12 protein-coding genes are annotated in these 16296 nt (G+C 65.0%); 5 read left to right on the top strand and 7 right to left on the bottom strand.

Annotated elements, in window-relative coordinates; genetic code table 11:
• The first annotated feature begins 94 nt into the window (after positions 1–94).
• Together OKC41_RS19115 and OKC41_RS19120 are read left to right on the top strand one after the other, a co-directional pair.
• Positions 95–2239, top strand: a complete 2145-nt coding sequence (locus tag OKC41_RS19115) for a TonB-dependent siderophore receptor (RefSeq protein WP_201893788.1) — start codon at positions 95–97, stop codon at positions 2237–2239.
• A gap of 38 nt (positions 2240–2277) precedes the next feature.
• Entirely contained in the window at positions 2278–3090 is an 813-nt protein-coding gene (locus OKC41_RS19120) for a siderophore ferric iron reductase (RefSeq protein ID WP_201893789.1), read from the top strand.
• Positions 3091–3163: 73 nt separating this feature from the next.
• Here the strand turns inward: OKC41_RS19120 and OKC41_RS19125 are convergent, their stop codons facing one another.
• Positions 3164–4099 carry a LysR substrate-binding domain-containing protein gene (locus OKC41_RS19125; protein WP_039041273.1) on the bottom strand — a complete coding sequence of 312 codons (936 nt, stop codon included), beginning with the start codon at positions 4097–4099 and terminating at the stop codon, positions 3164–3166.
• A gap of 161 nt (positions 4100–4260) precedes the next feature.
• On the opposite strand from OKC41_RS19125, the gene metE reads away from it, so the two are divergent.
• A complete protein-coding gene (gene metE, locus OKC41_RS19130; protein ID WP_039041274.1) occupies positions 4261–6525 on the top strand; it encodes a 5-methyltetrahydropteroyltriglutamate--homocysteine S-methyltransferase in 2265 nt (754 codons plus the stop codon).
• Positions 6526–6619: 94 nt separating this feature from the next.
• On the opposite strand, the gene OKC41_RS19135 is transcribed toward metE, so the two are convergent.
• The gene (locus tag OKC41_RS19135; protein ID WP_201893790.1) at positions 6620–7732 is read right to left on the bottom strand and encodes a glycosyltransferase family 9 protein; all 1113 of its coding nucleotides are present in this window, start codon (positions 7730–7732) and stop codon (positions 6620–6622) included.
• A gap of 177 nt (positions 7733–7909) precedes the next feature.
• Between OKC41_RS19135 and OKC41_RS19140 the strand changes: the two genes are divergently transcribed.
• The gene (locus OKC41_RS19140) at positions 7910–9031 is read left to right on the top strand and encodes an HPP family protein (RefSeq protein WP_201893791.1); all 1122 of its coding nucleotides are present in this window, start codon (positions 7910–7912) and stop codon (positions 9029–9031) included.
• A gap of 43 nt (positions 9032–9074) precedes the next feature.
• Here the strand turns inward: OKC41_RS19140 and OKC41_RS19145 are convergent, their stop codons facing one another.
• Positions 9075–11006 (bottom strand): amidohydrolase, encoded by a 1932-nt coding sequence (locus OKC41_RS19145; protein WP_270672279.1) that lies wholly within the window; start codon positions 11004–11006, stop codon positions 9075–9077.
• A 182-nt stretch (positions 11007–11188) separates the two neighbouring features.
• Between OKC41_RS19145 and OKC41_RS19150 the strand changes: the two genes are divergently transcribed.
• Positions 11189–11887, top strand: a complete 699-nt coding sequence (locus tag OKC41_RS19150; RefSeq protein WP_270672280.1) for a TetR/AcrR family transcriptional regulator — start codon at positions 11189–11191, stop codon at positions 11885–11887.
• Positions 11888–11941: 54 nt separating this feature from the next.
• On the opposite strand, the gene OKC41_RS19155 is transcribed toward OKC41_RS19150, so the two are convergent.
• From OKC41_RS19155 to OKC41_RS19170, 4 genes are all read right to left on the bottom strand, one after another.
• Positions 11942–13195: a D-amino acid dehydrogenase gene (locus OKC41_RS19155; RefSeq protein ID WP_042882483.1), complete on the bottom strand. Its 1254-nt coding sequence runs from the start codon at positions 13193–13195 to the stop codon at positions 11942–11944.
• 153 nt (positions 13196–13348) lie between these two features.
• Positions 13349–14869 (bottom strand): cryptochrome/photolyase family protein, encoded by a 1521-nt coding sequence (locus OKC41_RS19160; protein WP_201893794.1) that lies wholly within the window; start codon positions 14867–14869, stop codon positions 13349–13351.
• Positions 14869–15009, bottom strand: a complete 141-nt coding sequence (locus OKC41_RS19165; RefSeq protein WP_080768040.1) for a DUF2256 domain-containing protein — start codon at positions 15007–15009, stop codon at positions 14869–14871. The genes OKC41_RS19160 and OKC41_RS19165 overlap by 1 nt, the downstream gene beginning before the upstream one ends.
• A 161-nt stretch (positions 15010–15170) precedes the next feature.
• Positions 15171–16091, bottom strand: a complete 921-nt coding sequence (locus OKC41_RS19170; RefSeq protein ID WP_029314613.1) for a serine hydrolase — start codon at positions 16089–16091, stop codon at positions 15171–15173.
• Positions 16092–16296 lie beyond the last annotated feature (205 nt).

Consider the following 16296-nt stretch of genomic DNA (forward strand, 5'->3'; position numbering starts at 1 on the left):
CATGCCCCAAATTGTTAATATCGGGGCAAAATAGAACAATAAAATGCAAATGATATTTGTTACTATTCATATGCAGTAAGTAATCGAGGATCAGATGCAGCTTGTTCACCCCCCTTTGACCCTGGTCGCCGTGACCATCTCCACCCTGTTGGCAGGCTCTGTACAGGCCGCCACACCCGAAAGCCAGGATACGGCCACCGCCGACGAGACCCTGACCGTGCTCGGCCAGACCTATCGCAACACCGCGACCAAGACCCGGCTCGACCCCATCGAGACGCCCCAGGCCATCTCGGTGGTGGATGGGGAGACCCTGTCGCTGCGCGGCGTCAGCTCGGTGAGCGAGGCGCTGCGCTACGTGCCCGGCGTCAACACCGAGCTGCGGGGCGGGGCGGTCAACCGGCTGGATCTGTTCAACATCCGTGGCTTTGACAACTACCAGAACTTCTATGACGGCCTGCTGCTCCAGTACAACGACTGGAACCTGCAACCCCAGATCGATCCGGTGGCCATCGAGCAGCTGGAGGTGTTCAAGGGGCCGACATCGGTGCTCTATGGCAGCATGCCCCCCGGCGGCATGGTCAACCTCATCGCCAAGCGCCCCCAGCGGGAGAGCAAGCACAACGTGAGCGTGGCGACCGGCACGGGCACCCTCAAGGAGATGACCCTCGACAGCACCGGTGCCATCAACGAGCAGCTTGCCTATCGGCTGGTGGGACTGGCCCGGGAGAAGGATGGCCAGGCGGTGACCTCGAAGGAGGAGCGCTACGTCTTTGCGCCGTCCCTGGACTGGCAGCTCGGCGAGCGCACCCTGCTGAACCTCAACCTCTACTACCAGAAGGATCCCGAGGCCGGCATCTACACCACCGTGCCCGCCAGCGGCTCGGCCAAGTCCAACCCCCTGGGGCAGCTTGGCAGCGACACCTTCCTTGGTGACGAGAACTGGAACGAGTACAACCGGGATGTGACCCTGCTGGGCTACAAGCTGAGCCACGACTTCAACGAGCGCTGGCAGGTGCTGCAAAATGCCCGCTACATGGATGCGTCCGCCTATCAGCGCAACACCTACAACGCGGCCCTGGCGGCGGACAACCGCACCCTGGCCCGCAACGCCTATCTCACCGATGAAGAGTCCCGGGGCGTTGTCATCGACAACCAGCTGGCGGGCAAGGTACAGACGGGCTCTGCCCAGCACAACCTGCTGCTCGGGGTCGATTACCAGTACCTGGATGCCCATATCCTCTACCGGGATACCCTCGACTACTCGGCGCCCAGCATCGACATTTTCAACCCGAACCATAGCCAGATAGTCCCAGGGGCACTCACTTTCAACTACCAGGATAAAAAGGTGATCCGTCAGTCCCAGACCGGCGTCTATCTGCAGGATCAGGTGCGCCTCGATCGGCTGGTGGCCATCGGCGGCGCCCGCTACGACCGCTACCGGATGGACACCGACAGCCGGACCCTCTATCAGGGGGCGGACAGCCAGTCCCTGGCCCACATCGATCAGGACAACCTCTCCTTCCGCGTCGGCGCCCTCTATGAGCTGGATGGCGGCTTCTCCCCCTATGCGAGCTATGCCGAGAGTTTCGAGCCGGTGCCGGGGGCGGACAAGCAGGGCCAGGCGTTCAAACCGGCAACCGGTCATCAGTGGGAAGGGGGCGTCAAGTTCCTCTCCGACGACATGAGCAAGACGGCGACCCTGTCGGCGTTCCACATCACCAAGAAGAACGCCCTGGTGACGGATCCGGACAATGTCTACGGGCCCAAGCTGCAGACCGGGGAGACGGTCTCCAGGGGCATCGAGCTTGAGGGGAGAGCCGATCTCACCAGCCAGCTGGATCTGGCCCTCAACTACACCCTGATGGACATGGAGATCACGCGTGACACCACCACGCTGCAGGGCAAGACGCCGGTCTGGGTCCCCAGACAGATGGCGTCGCTGTGGAGCAACTACTACCCCGGCGGCAACCTCGAGGGGATGCGAGTGGGCGCCGGCCTGCGCTACGTGGGGGAGGCCGAGATGGATGCCGCCAACACCGACAAGGTACCGGACTACCTCCTGATGGACATGTCCGCCTCCTACGATCTCGCCGCCCTCAGCGCAAGCCTGAAGGGGATGGGGGTATCGCTTGGCGCCAGCAACCTGTTCAACAAGACCTACTACTCCTGCTACGACCAGAACAACTGCTGGTTCGGGGCCGAACGAAGCGTGGAGGCGCGACTCAAATACGCATTCTGACCTTGCGCCCCGGCACGCGCCCGGGGCCCTTTCAACGAATGGGCGAGGAGAGGGGGCGCGGTGTGCCGCGCGGCCTTGGCCGGGAGAAAGCGGACGCGGAACGCGCCCTCGTCTCGGATCACCAGGCCCTGTTCGCGGCGGCGGCCAGCCTGATCCCGTCCCTCAAGGGGAACCTGGTGGCGGTCGGTGACGTGCGCCCGCCACTGACGGATGCCGCCGGAGCGACGTCGGCCGAGGTGGCCGCAGCCCTCCATGCGCACTGGCAGCAGGCACACCCGGAGGCGGGGCCCGCCTACTGGCTCACCCGCAGCTGGGGCATGCTCTGCTGGCAATCCATCTATCTCGCCATGGTGGCCGTCTATCGCCATCAGGCCGTGCCTGCCCTCGACAGGCTGGGACAGGGGCATGAGGCCGGCGTGGTGTCGGGTTTTACCCTGCCGGCCGAGCCCATGATCAGAGGGGAGGTCGGCGTGTTGATCAAGACGGCCGGGGAGCGACTCCAGGCGCACTGGCAGGGGCTGTTCTCCCTCCTTGGGACGGCGCAGCGGCTGCGCCCCGGTTTCGTGCGCCCGCTCCTGGCGGACGATCTGCTGGCGGCCCTGGTGCGGGTGCCCGATTTCTTCGGGGAGGTGAGTCGGGAGGAGGTGAGGGCCCATGCCCCCCTCTGGCTTGAATCCTGTGGCCTGCCGTCGGCACATCTGACGGGTTGGCGCGAGGCGGGGCTGCCCCGGGACGAAGCCTTCCCGGGCTATGTGCGCCAGCGCTGCTGCCTGCACTACAAGCGCCGGGATGGGGAGCTTTGTGGCAACTGCCCGCGAAGGCAGGGTGGGGCGAGGGGTGACGAGTGCTGATGCCCGACTCTTCGTCTGCGCGGGCAACCCGTGATGAAAGCCGCCTGATCCTGGCGGCTTTTTTGTGTCCGGCTTACTGGGCCGCCATCCGGGTGCGGATGCGCTCGAACAGGCTCTGCAGGCAGGCCTGATCTTTGTCGGCGGCGCGCACGGCGCCATACATGTGGCGGCGAATGCCCTCCCCGAGAGGGCGCGCCTCAAGCAGGCCCTGGCGCACGAACTCCTCGCTGGCCCAGCGGGGCAGGGCGGCGAGCCCGAGCCCGGCGGCGGCCATCTGCAGCATGACAGAGGTGTTGTCCACCGGTTTGCAGCGGGCGGGCTCCACCCCGGCCGGTTGCAGGAAACGGCTGAACACGTCCATGCGCGCCCGCTCCACCGGATAGACCAGCAGCACCTCCGGCCGCAGATCGTCCGGTGCGATGCGCCGCTGCTGGCAGAGGGGGTGATCCGGCGCCATCACCAGGGTGAGATCGAAGGCGAACAGCGGCTCGAAGTGAAGATCCCCGCGGGCCTGCACATCCGAGGTGAGCAGCAGATCGAGCTGGCCGCCAAGCAGGGCACTGATGGCATCGAAACCCGGCACCGACTCCACCTCCAGATCCACGCCGGGCCACTGGCGGCGAAAGTCCGGCAACAGCGGCAGCAGCCACTGGATGCAGCTGTGGCAATCGAGGGCCAGATGCAGCCTGCCCGCCTCACCGCTGTGCAGGGCGACCAGCTGGCGCTCGGTCTGGGCCAGGGCGGGCAGCACCTGACGGGCCAGGGCCAGCAGATGCTGGCCTGCCGCCGTCAGCACCAGAGGGCGGCTTTTTCGAAGAAACAGCTCCAGATTGAGGCGGGTCTCCAGCTCCTTGAGCTGGTGGGAGAGGGCGGACTGGGTGAGGTTGAGGGTGAGTGCGGCCCCGGCCAGGGACCCTTGCTCGGCCAGGGCGCTGATGGTCTTCAGGTGTTTGAGATCGATGCCCAGATTGCTGCTCTGAGGGGGGCTGGATGGGGTGGGCGCGACCATGGCACTGCTCCTTTGTGCGTCAGTTGAGAAATTCTTGAGAGCCAGTTGAAGAGGATTCAATAGCCAAGGCCACCTTATCTTGTCATTTTGGATGTGTAAACATCTGGATGGCCAAACAATCCAGATCCTCATCAGATAAACGAGCATAAGGAATGGAACCTATGACCTTCGCACACACCCTGGGCTTTCCCCGTATCGGCGCCAAGCGCGAACTGAAATTTGCCCTCGAATCCTACTGGCGTGGCGAAACCACCCAGGCCGAGCTGGTCGCCGTGGGCAAGAGCCTGCGTGAGCGCCACTGGCAGGCCCAGCGTACCGCCGGGGTCAACCTGCTGCCGGTGGGGGATTTTGCCTGGTACGATCAGGTGCTGGGTACCAGTCTGCTGGTGGACGCCGTGCCTGCCCGTCACCGCCACGGCGACACCGACCTCGACACCCTGTTCCGGGTGGCCCGTGGCCGTGCGCCGACCGGCCCGGCGGCGGCCGCTGCCGAGATGACCAAGTGGTTCAACACCAACTACCACTACCTAGTGCCGGAATTTTACCGTGACCAGCGCTTCAAGCTGGGCTGGAGCCAGCTCTTTGACGAGGTGGAAGAGGCCAAGGCCCTTGGGCTGCCGGTCAAGGCGGTGTTGCTGGGGCCCGTCTCCTACCTCTGGCTTGGCAAGGAGAAAGAGAGCGGCTTCTCCCGCCTCGAACTGCTGGATCGCCTGCTGATCGTCTACCAGGAGATCCTGGCCAAACTGGCGGCCCAGGGGGTGGAGTGGGTACAAATCGACGAGCCGGCCCTGGCGCTGGACCTGCCGGACGAGTGGCGCCTGGCCTACCTCAAGGCATATGAGCGCCTGAGCGGCCCCTGCAAGCTGCTGCTCACCACCTACTTCGGGTCCGTGGCCCATCAGCGCGACATCATCACCAGTCTGAAGGTGGACGGCCTGCACCTGGATCTGGTGGCTGCCCCCGAGCAGCTCGAGACCCTGGTCCCGCACCTGCCGGCCCAGTGGGTACTCTCGGCGGGTGTCATCAACGGCCGCAACGTCTGGCGTGCCAACTTGGCCAAGCTGGCGCCGACCCTCAAGGCCTTGAAAGAAAAGCTTGGCGAGCGCCTCTGGGTGGCCTCCTCCTGTTCCTTGCTGCACAGCCCGGTGGATTTGACCCTGGAGCACGAGCTGGATCCCCAGACCCGCAGCTGGTTCGCCTTCGCCCTGCAAAAGTGCTATGAGCTGGGGCTGCTGTCCGACTACCTGGACGGTGGCGCCCTGGACAAAATCGAGGCTTACAGCCAGCCCATCGTGGATCGGGAGTCCGACAGCCGGGTTCACAAGAAAGCGGTGCAGTCGCGCCTCGCCAGCTTGACCAACAGTGACTTCGATCGCCAGAGCGCCTACCCGGTGCGTGCCGACGCGCAGCGCTCGGATCTGAAGCTGCCGCTCCTGCCCACCACCACCATCGGCTCCTTCCCGCAGACCTCTGAAATCCGGGTGCTGCGTCAGGACTGGCGTGCCGGGCGCATCGATGACCAGGCCTACGAGGCGGGCATCCAGGCCCAGATCAAGGATGCCATCGAGCGCCAGGAGGCCATCGGGCTCGACGTGCTGGTGCATGGTGAAGCGGAGCGCAACGACATGGTGGAGTATTTCGGGGAGCTGCTGGACGGCTTTGCCATCACCCGCTTTGGCTGGGTACAGAGCTATGGCTCCCGCTGCGTCAAGCCGCCGGTGATCACCCGTGACATCGACCGTCCGACCCCCATGACCCTTGAGTGGACGAAGTTTGCCCAGAGCCTGACCGACAAGCCGGTGAAGGGCATGCTGACCGGCCCCGTGACCATTCTCTGCTGGTCCTTCCCGCGGGAAGACGTGAGCCGCGAGCAGTCCGCCCTGCAGATTGGCCTGGCCATTCGCGACGAGGTGGCTGACTTGGAAGCCGCCGGCATCAAGATCATCCAGATCGACGAGCCGGCGATCCGCGAAGGGCTGCCCCTGCGCAAGCAGGATCACCAGGCCTATCTCGACTGGGCGGTGCGCGCCTTCCGCCTGAGCGCAAGCCCGGTGGTGGACAGCACCCAGATCCACACCCACATGTGTTACAGCGACTTCAACCTCATCATCGAGGCGGTGGCGGCGCTGGACGCGGATGTGATCACCATCGAGACGAGCCGCAGCCAGATGCAGTTGCTCGAAGCGTTCGAGCGCTTCAACTACCCCAACGAGATCGGCCCGGGCGTCTACGACATCCACTCGCCGAACGTACCGAGCCAGGGCTGGATTGAAGACCTCATCCGCAAGGCTGCGCAACAAATCCCGGCGGACCGGCTCTGGGTGAACCCGGACTGCGGCCTCAAGACCCGCGGCTGGGAAGAGACCACCGCTGCCCTGAAGGTGATGGTCGATGCCACCCGGGCGCTGCGCGCCGAGCTGGCCTGAGGGCTTCCATTCACCCGGACGAGCGCCCGGTGAGTGTCATCAAGACGAGAGAGGGAAGGCGACAGCCTTCCCTCTTTTTGTGCATGGCCGCTCCCTAGAGGGGGAGCAGGGCGGGGCGGGAGGCGGGCTGGTAGCGGGTGGGGGAAACCGACATCGTCACCGGGTGAGGGGCGCTTGCGAGCGCCTCGGCCAGCCACTGGCGGTCGAGGGGGATGGCATTGCGATCCTCGATCACCAGATTGAGGTGCTGGGCGCCCAGGCACCCGTAGCGGGCGGGGTCGGTCTGGGTAAAGAGGCCAAGACAGGGCACACCGCTGGCGGCAGCCAGGTGCAGGGGACCGGTGTCGGCGCTGACGAAGAGGGAGAGGCCGCCCGTGAAGCGGGCCAGCTCCCCCATGTTGCCAAGGGAAACGTGCACGTCCCCGAGCGGGTGCTCGGGGGCGGCGGGATCCGCGAGCTGGATCAGCAGGGCATCCGGGCTGTGACGGCGCAGATCCCCAAGCAACCGCTGCCACTGGGGCAGGGAGAGCCCCTTGCCCTTGCGAGCGCCGGTGAAAAAGCCGATCAGAGGACGGCCAGGATGGGCTCGTCGCAGCGCACTCAAGGCCGGGCTTGGCCCCTGCAACAGGCTGCCAAGGGGGATGGGTTCGGCCGGATTGCCCGGTATGCCGAGCAGTTGCAGGGGCTGGTGGGCGTAGTGGCACTCACTGTCCGCAGCCCGCGGACGCGGGAAGATGAGATCCCCATGGCCATCGTCGAAGCCGCATTTCTCACGGGCCTGTACCCAGGCGGCGATGAAGTGATCCGTACTGGAGGCGAAGGGGACGTAGACCCTGTCGTAGTGCTGGCGGCGCAGACGCGAGAGTGCCGAGAGGGCGCCCGGCAGGTGTCTGCCCTGCAACCGGATTTGATGAATGTGCCGCAGGGGCAGATCGGCCAGGAAGGGGAGCAGAGCGGCGGGGCTGCACACCAGCTCCAGCTCGGCGTGGGGATGGGCGCGATGAAGCTGGTGCAGGAAGGGCAGCAGGAAGAGGTTGTTGCCGATGCGGTTGGTGCTGCGAATGACCAGGATCCGGCGGGGTGTCTGCGAAGAGGGCGGCAATGCGCTGCGACTGGCAAGCCAGCCGAGCAGGGTTCGCTCCAGTCCCGCCGTCCAGACCCGGCGTTGGCCGTCGAAGCGGCGCAGGGCATCGTTGAGGTGAGTCATACCGTTGGGCTCCAGTGTTGGGATGGCGTAAAGGGTGCCAGCGGACTCTTAAGACAATGTTAAGAAGGGAAAACGCGTGCGGATGATGGCCATGGCGGAGCGGGGTGCTGGTGCGGGACGGGTGAAAGTGGCTAGAATTGCGCATTTGAAATAAATGTTATCGTCCGCGGGAGCACCATGCAGTTCAGGGATTTTTTGCCGGTATCGACCAATACCAGCGTCAAAGAGAGTTGTTACGGCGCCCTTGGCGCCTTCGTCGGCTTGCTCGGCACCGCCTTGCTGTGCCGCTGGGGGCTGGGGCTCGAGGTGCACTGGCTCATCGCCCCCATGGGGGCCTCCGCCGTGCTGCTGTTTGCCGCCCCCGCCAGCCCCCTGGCCCAGCCCTGGTCCATCCTTGTGGGCAACGGGGTGTCGGCCCTGATGGGGGTATTGAGTGCGAGCCTGTTGCCGGACATGGCTATCGCCTCGGCCCTGGCGGTGATGCTGGCCATCGCCGCCATGTTCCTCACCCGCAGCCTGCACCCGCCCGGCGGCGCCGTGGCCCTGACCGCCGTCATCGGCGGCGAGGGGATCCGGGCGCTCGGGGTCGGCTACGTGCTGCTGCCGGTGCTGCTCAACTCCCTGTTGCTGCTGAGTCTGGGCTTGCTCTACAACCACGCCCTGGGGCGTCGTTATCCCCATGGCGGCAAGGCGGCGCCCAATCGCCACCAGACGGCGGATCCCCAGCCGAGCGCCCGGCTCGCCACCCAGGACATCGACTTTGCCCTGCAAAAACACGGGGAACTGCTGGACATCAGCCGCCAGGATCTGCAGGAGCTGCTGCAGGAGGCCCAGCTTCACGCCCTGCGGGGGCGAGTGGGGACGGTGCGTTGCCAGGATGTGATGTCGCGGGATCTCGTCGTGACGACGCCACAGGCGCTCGCCATGGAAGCGTGGCATCTGCTCTCCCACCACCAGATCAAGGCGCTGCCGGTGGTGGATGAGGGGGAGAGGCTGGTCGGCATCATCACCCTGCACGACCTGATGATCGACCGGGCGGGTCACCAGCCGAGGGGGAAGGAGGCCCTTGAACAGCAGCAGGTGGCGGCTCTGATGACCCGGGAGGTGCAGACGGCGCGGCGCTACCAGCCTCTCTACGATCTGGTGGAGGCCTTCTCCGACGGGGGGCTGCACCACATGCCGGTGGTGGAGGGGGAGCAGCTGGTGGGCATCATCACCCAGTCCGACATGGTGGCGGCCCTGTTCACCCTGGCCCTGCAACCGGGTCAGGTGGAGGAGGCGCACGCCTGTGAGCAATAAGAATGAGCCATAAGAAACGGGCCCCTTGCGGGGCCCGTGTCATTCAGGGTCTGGGATAGACGGTCTCCCCCATGAAGACCGTCTGCTCGACCTGGGTATCGGCGATCAGTTCCGGGGTGCCGGCCTTGACCAGGGCGAACAGGTCCCTGTCCAGCACGATGAAGTCCGCCGACTTGCCCGCCTCGATGGAGCCGGTGATGTCGCCCTGACGGACCGCCCTGGCGCCGTTGATGGTGTAGGCGGCCAGCATCTCGGCAAGGGAGGTGCGCTGACTGGCCCGGAAGTCGTCGCCGCTGCCGGCCGCCTTCACTATGCCGGCGGCCATGTTCGCGAACGGGCGTGGGTCCCGGCTGTCCACCGGGGCGTCGCTGCCCGCCACCAGCACGGCGCCGGCCTGGCGCGAACGCTCGACCGGGTAGAGGGCGTCATGGAGATAGCCCATGGGGTCGTAGATGGCTTCGCTCAGGGACTGCCCTGCCTTGGTTGGCTGGATGAAGGGGCTGACCAGCATGTCGTAGGCAAGCTGGGGCGTGGTCCAGGCATAGGTGAAGGTGAGGTAGAGGCCAAGCTCGCCGAGGCGTTTCTGATCGTCCGGATGCACCACCTGCAGGTGAGCCAGGGTGTGGGGGATGCCGCTGTTCCCGTTGCTGGCGCGGGCCGCCTCCAGGGCATTGAGGGCCACCCGGGTGCTGCGATCGCCGATGCTGTGCATGTGGATGCCAAACCCGGCCCCATCCAGTGCCGTGACGTAGCGCGTCAGATCCGCCTCCTTGTAGTTGACTATGCCGTTGCTGCCCGCATCCTCGCTGTCCGCAGTGATGCTCACCTCGCCGCTGGCGGGATCCAGGGCCAGATGGGGACTGTGGTAGTTCTCCAGCATGCCGGCATTGGGCAGGAAGGGGGGGCTGGTGAAGGGATCCCCCTCCAGCACGCCGTCGAGGAAGATCTTGACCGCATCGGCCTTGATGAGGGAGTTGCCTGCGAAGGCGTCGCGTACCTGGTTCGCCTTGGCCAGGTGCCCGTCGATGTCCAGCTTGCCGCTGTAGTCATCCTGGTTGAAGCAGGTGGCGGCGGTGACGCGCATGTGCAGCAGATCCTGGTCCTGCATCTTGCGCAGCCGCTCCCGGATGAAGTCGTTGGCGCAGGCATCCTGCACCCCCGTGATGCCGCGGGACGCCATCAGTTCGGAGATGGCGGGGAGTATCTTGTCATACTGGGCCGCTGCCTGTTCCCCCTCCGCGCTCAGCACCCCGGTGTCGGGAACCGCAATGGCGCTGCGGGCCGCGTCCCGGATCACGCCGGTTACCAGATCCACATAGGGGATGAAGGCCTCGAACACGCCGCCCGGGGCCAGGGTGGTGGCATTGAAGCCGACAACATTGCCGTCTTCGTCCTGTGCAAGCGCCAGCGCCTGGGAGTTGTAGCCGCCGGCATGGCCGTCGACCCCGGCCAGCATCACGGGGTTGTTCGGCGCCGCCGCATCCAGGGCCGCCAGCAGGGTGGCATGGGTGGCGGTCGGGGTGTTGCCGTCATAGGGCGACCACTGGTTGACCACCAGCCAGTCCCCGGGGGCCGGGGCGTAGCGGGGCAGGCATTCGCCGATCTTGGCCGCGAGCTGATCCAGGTCGACGCTCTGGCCGTCCAGATCGCACATATCAAGCGCAACTGTGCCGAGCAGGTGGATGTGGTTGTCGTGCAGGCCCGGCAGCACCATCCTCCCTTGCAGATCCACCACCTGGGTCGCACCGTTCTTCAAGGCCTCGGCCCCCTCGCGGGAGCCCACGTAAGTGAACTTGCCCCCTTGCACCACCATGGCCTCGGCCTGGCTGCGTTGCCCATCCTGGGTGTGGATTTTGCCGTTGAGATAGAGGGTGTTGCCGGGCGGTGGCTCACTGCTGTCCTGCTGGCAGCCGAGCAGGCCACTTAGCAGCAGGGCGATGGCGCCCAGCCTGAGATTGGGGTGTTTGCTATCCATAGCGCGCTCTCCTTGGGTTAATTGCAGTTTTTACTGCAGATATGAGCACCTATGGTTATTGCAGCTATTCTGAAAAATGCCAGTGATTGCTGCACTTTTTTTGACTTGTGTTTACCTTGTCTCATCATGTAGTTATGACAACCAGTCGCCCCTTGGGGGGAACACCGCATCGGGGGAAGAGAATGTCACAACACGTGCTGCCGGCCGAGCTGTGCATGCGGCGCCAACCCAGGCAACTGCGCAGCCAGGAGGTGGCGAGCCGCATCGAGCAGGCCACCCTGGCCCTGTTGCAGGAGCAGGGGTTTGCGGCCCTCAACACCAACTCCATCGCCGCCCGCGCCGGGGTGGGCATCAAGTCGCTCTACCACCTCTACCCCAACAAGGAGGCCATCATCTGCCGGCTGGCCTTGGACTGGCTGGCGGCGGTGTGCGAGGCGCAGGAGGCAATCAGGCAGCAGGCCGTAGACTGGCCGCAGACCCTGCTGCTGCTGGACGAGGCGCTGGAGGCACTGGATGAACGCTTCGTCGGGTATGGGGCGCTGTGGCAGGCGATGGATCTCATCCCCGCCCTGCACGGGGTCGAGCAGGAGCACGAGGGACGCCAGATTGCGTTCTGGTCCGAGCGGCTGCGCCACTTTGGCTGCCGCTGGCCCGAGCCCGAGCTCACCACCCTGGTGCGCTACTTCTACCGGACCGCGGACGTGGCCAAGCAGTGCACCAAGGGGCAGGGGGAGGCGGGCTGCGCGCTGTGGCAACTCCATAGACGCTGGAGCGAGCAGCTGATGATGGCGGCCATTGAGGAGCCTGACCCCGCCCGGGTCTGGCAGTCGATGCCGGGGCTGGCACCGGCTGGCCTAGTTCCGGCGAAGAGGGACGAATAAAGAGAGGGAGTGCCGGGCACTCCCTCTCTTGCATCTGGCATTGCGCCCAGCGGGCTAGCCGTAGCGGGCCAGGGTGAGCCCCTCGTCGCTGATATCCGGGGTATTGCCCGAGATGAGATCGCTGAGCAACTGGCCCGATCCTGCCGCCATGGTCCAGCCCAGGGTGCCGTGGCCGGTATTGAGCCAGAGCCCGGGAATGGGACTTGGGCCCACCAGGGGCGTGCCGTCCGGCGTCATGGGGCGCAGCCCGGTCCAGAAGGTGGCCTGCTCCAGATTTCCCCCCTGGGGGAAGAGATCCCTCACCACCATGGCCAGGGTATCGTGGCGTCTGGGGTTGAGCGCCAGGTTGAAGCCCGAGAGTTCGGCCATGCCGCCCACCCGGATCCGTTCGTCGAAGCGGGTAATGGCGACCTTGTAGGTCTCGTCCAGCACGGTGCTGCGCGGGGCACCCTCGGCATCCGTCATCGGCAGGGTGAGGGAGTACCCCTTGACCGGGTAGACGGGGAGCTCAATTCCGAGGGGGCGCAGGAAGCCGGTGCCATAACTGCCGAGGGCACAGACGATGGCGTCGGCCTGGAAGCGCTGCTCGCCGGCACGGACCGCTACGGCGCGTCCCTTCGCGATCTCGACCTCGTCGATGGCGCAGTTGAAGACGAAGCTCACCCCGAGCTTGCGGGCCTCGTCAGCCAGGGCTTGGGTGAAGCGGAAGCAATCCCCCGTCTCGTCCCCCGGCAGGCGCAGGCCCCCCACCACCTTGCCACGCACCCTTGCCAGGGCGGGCTCGACCTCCTCGCAGCCGTCGGCATTCAGAGACTGGTAGGGGACGCCGTACTCCTCGAGCACGGCGATGTCGCGCTGGCTGGCATCGAGCTGGGCCTGACTGCGAAACAGTTGCAGGGTGCCGAGCTGGCGCCCTTCGTAGTCGAGCGCGAGCTCGCCCCGCAACTGCTTCATGCAGTCGCGGCTGTACTCGGCCAGCCGCACCATGCGCCCCTTGTTGACCGCATAGGCCGCCGGCGTGCAGTTGGCGAACATCTTCAGCATCCAGCGCAGCTGGAAGGGGTCCGAGGTGGGCCGCACCGTGAAGGGGGCGTGCTTTTGCAGCAGCCATTTGGCGGCCTTGAGGGGAATGCCGGGGGCAGCCCAGGGGGAAGCATAACCCGGGGAGATCTGACCCGCGTTGGCATGGCTGGTTTCAAGGGCCACCCCGTCACGCCGCTCCAGCAGGGTCACCTTGTGACCGGCCTTGGCCAGATACCAGGCGCTGGTCACACCGACCACGCCACCACCGAGTACCACTATGTCCATCTTGTCTCTCCTTGACTGGGGCCTCCACCTTAATCAGCCGCCACAGGATATTCAACTGGTGTCGATGTCATTGGTGGTTATCGCTATTCACATTTTGTTAACTGGCTCTCAATGTTGTCATTTGCTCACTTTCTGGCATGAAATCCGGTCGATTCAGAGCCGTTCCAGGTGGAGCAGATGATGCTCTGCCGTCGTCAGGATGGCTTGCTGCTGTTCTGTGGTTTGGCCATCCCAGTTGGCATAGGGCAGGGCGAGGCGAGGGTTGTTGCCAAGTTTGTCCCGGTTGCGCCAGAGAAAGTGCCAATAGAGGCTGTTGAAGGGGCAGCTTTCCGGCCCGCTGCGGGCCTTCACCTGATAGTGACACCCCTTGCAGTAGTGGCCCATCCGCTCGAGATAGGCGCCGCTGCTGGCGTAGGGCTTGCTGCCCATCAGGCCGCCATCGGCAAACTGGCTCATGCCGCGGGTGTTGGGCAGCTCCACCCACTCGATGGCGTCCACATAGATGCCCAGATACCAGGCATCCACCTCGTCAGGGTGGATCCCCGCCAGCAGGGCGAAGTTGCCGGTCACCATCAGCCGCTGGATATGGTGGGCATAGGCGTGCTCCAGAGACTGTCGAAGGGCGTGGCGCACGCAGGCCATGCTGGTTTCTCCATTCCAGAAAAAACCGGGCAGGGGTCGCTCGGCCCCGAGAAAGTTGGTGCGCCGATACTCGGGCATCTTTTCCCAGTAGAGGGCGCGGACAAACTCGCGCCAGCCGAGGATCTGGCGGATGAACCCCTCCACCTGCGCTAGGGAAATGGTGGCCTGATTGGCCTGCCAGTGAGCTTGCGCAGCGCGGATCACCTCGAGGGGATGGAGCATCTTGCTGTTCATGGAAAACGACAGGCGGCTGTGGAACAGGCTCCAGCCCCGCTCGCTCAGGGCGTCCTGATAGCGGCCGAAGTGGGGCAGGCAGTGTGCAAGGAAGTGTTCAAGCAGTGCGCGGCTCTGGCGCCGGGTGACGGGCCAGGGCAGGGCGTCGGCATCGGCACTGCCAATGGTGGCGACGCCGTGGCGGGTCAGCATGGCATCGATGTCGCTCACCTCGTTGGCAAAGGTGAGGGGCGCCGGGATGGGTCGGGTCGCCGGCAATTTGGCGCGATTCTCGGCATCGAAGTTCCAGCGCCCCCCAAGGGGCTGGCCGCGCTCATCGAGCAATACCCGGTACTGCTTTCGCAGGGCGCGGTAGAAGAACTCCATCCGGCTGTGGGGGTAGCGTCGCCAGCCATCGCGGGGGGTGAGAAAATGTTCGCTGTCCACCTCAGCGGTCGGGATGGCAAGGCCTGAGGCCCACTGGGTCAGCTGGCTTGCAAGGCGCCACTCGTCCGGGCTCTGCCAGGCGAAGCGCTCGGCCTGATGCGCTTCGAGCTGGGCCGCCAGCAAGCTCGGCAAATCGGGCCAGGTGGCGCTCTCATCGAGAGTCAGGTAGCAGACCCGGTGGCCCGCCTTGGTGAGAGCGGCGGCGAAGGCGCGCATGGCGGCAAAGAAGGCGAGCACCTTCTGGCGATGGTGGCGGCAGTAGTCCGTCTCCTGGCGCAGCTCCGCCATCAGGTAGCAGACAGCGGGATCCTGCGTGCGAAACCAGCTGTGACCTGCGTTCAGTTGATCTCCGAGAATGAGGCGCAGCTCCATCAGGGGTGCTCCTTCCGACGACGGCAGCGTTCGCTGCAATAGCGCACTTCCTGCCAGCAGCGGGCCCACTTGCGCCGCCAGGCAAAAGGACGAAGGCAGACGGGACAGATCTTCTCGGGTAGATGGGGTTTGAGGTGCATGTGGCGGCCCTGTTGATGCCCTTGGTTTCTCTCTGCCTCCTTAACGAAGCACCATACGGTCGGGATCACCGGGGGAGCAGAAAGAGACAGCAGGGGGTGATTGCCACTCATGAAAAAGGCCCCCGCACCTGCCGGTTCGGGGGCCCTTGTTCTCGTAGCCGTTACTGGCTGCTGAAGAGCCTGGGCTGGGGAGTGGACTGCGCCGTCAGGGTCATGCGGCCCGAGGTTTCCAGCCAGCTCTTGATCTTTCTGGCATCGGCGACCCGTTCATCCGTGGTGTTGGCGTGGAGCAGCACCATGACCACGGGCTCGTTGTTGACCCGGGTTCCCATCACCAGGCAGCGCCCCGCCTCGCGGATATAACCGGTCTTGGAGACCAGAATGGGCCAGCTTCCTTCCCGTACCAGGCGGTTGGAGTTGAGGTAGTGCAACTGGCGCTTGCCGTTGCGTACCAGACGCTGCTCGGAGGCGGTGTACTGGCGGATCAGCGGGTAGGTGGATGCGGCAGCAGCCAGTTTGGCGAGATCGTGTGCGGTGGAGACGTTGCGGGGGTTGAGCCCGGTGCTGTCGGCGAAATGGGTGCTCCACATGCCGAGCATGCGGGCCTTGGCATTCATTGCCTCGATAAAGGCTTTGCGGCCACCCGGGTAGTGCCGTCCCAAGGCGGAGGCGGCGCGGTTTTCAGAGGACATCAGTGCGATGTGCAGCATGTCGGCGCGGCTCAGGCGCGAGCCCACCGCGAGGCGCGACCCCGTGCCCTTGAGTCTGTCCACGTCATCCATGGTGACGGTGAGGGTCTCGTTGAGGCGCTGATTGCCATCCAGTACCACCAGCGCTGTCATCAGCTTGGTGATGGAGGCGATGGACATCACCCGGTTGGCGTTGCGCTCTGCCAGTGTCTCGCCGGTTTTCGGGTTGACGACCACGTAGGCATCGGATCTCAGCGGCAGGTTGCTGCGGGGTTCGAGCAGGCTGTTGGTGGAAGAAGAGGTCGCAGAAAACGGGTTGGCATGGGCGCTTTCCATGCTGGCGGGAAGGAGGAAGGCGCCGAGCAGCAAGGGAAGAAAAGGACGAAGGTTCATGATTTGACTCTACTACGACTCACAGGGACATTTGGCTAAGTTATATGACGGTAATTGACGCTTCACAACGTCTGGTGGCCGGATATTTCCATTTTATGGGTTGGCGCACCTTGAAATCCCCCGCATCGGGGCTATTGGGCCCGATAAAGGGAGTCATAGAGGCCTGCCAGGCCATGCCAGACACGCCACTACGGGGGCGCACTAT

This window comes from Aeromonas sp. QDB17, from assembly GCF_027705305.1.
GTDB classification, from domain to species: domain Bacteria; phylum Pseudomonadota; class Gammaproteobacteria; order Enterobacterales; family Aeromonadaceae; genus Aeromonas; species Aeromonas caviae.

Coding starts and splice junctions, on each gene's coding strand:
- OKC41_RS19135 (WP_201893790.1), bottom strand. CDS start 7,732: ATGACTCACCTCAACGATGCCCTGCGCCGCTTCGACGGCCAACGCCGG.
- metE (WP_039041274.1), top strand. CDS start 4,261: ATGACCTTCGCACACACCCTGGGCTTTCCCCGTATCGGCGCCAAGCGC.
- OKC41_RS19160 (WP_201893794.1), bottom strand. CDS start 14,869: ATGGAGCTGCGCCTCATTCTCGGAGATCAACTGAACGCAGGTCACAGC.
- OKC41_RS19155 (WP_042882483.1), bottom strand. CDS start 13,195: ATGGACATAGTGGTACTCGGTGGTGGCGTGGTCGGTGTGACCAGCGCC.
- OKC41_RS19125 (WP_039041273.1), bottom strand. CDS start 4,099: ATGGTCGCGCCCACCCCATCCAGCCCCCCTCAGAGCAGCAATCTGGGC.
- OKC41_RS19165 (WP_080768040.1), bottom strand. CDS start 15,009: ATGCACCTCAAACCCCATCTACCCGAGAAGATCTGTCCCGTCTGCCTT.
- OKC41_RS19145 (WP_270672279.1), bottom strand. CDS start 11,006: ATGGATAGCAAACACCCCAATCTCAGGCTGGGCGCCATCGCCCTGCTG.
- OKC41_RS19115 (WP_201893788.1), top strand. CDS start 95: ATGCAGCTTGTTCACCCCCCTTTGACCCTGGTCGCCGTGACCATCTCC.
- OKC41_RS19140 (WP_201893791.1), top strand. CDS start 7,910: ATGCAGTTCAGGGATTTTTTGCCGGTATCGACCAATACCAGCGTCAAA.
- OKC41_RS19170 (WP_029314613.1), bottom strand. CDS start 16,091: ATGAACCTTCGTCCTTTTCTTCCCTTGCTGCTCGGCGCCTTCCTCCTT.
- OKC41_RS19150 (WP_270672280.1), top strand. CDS start 11,189: ATGTCACAACACGTGCTGCCGGCCGAGCTGTGCATGCGGCGCCAACCC.
- OKC41_RS19120 (WP_201893789.1), top strand. CDS start 2,278: ATGGGCGAGGAGAGGGGGCGCGGTGTGCCGCGCGGCCTTGGCCGGGAG.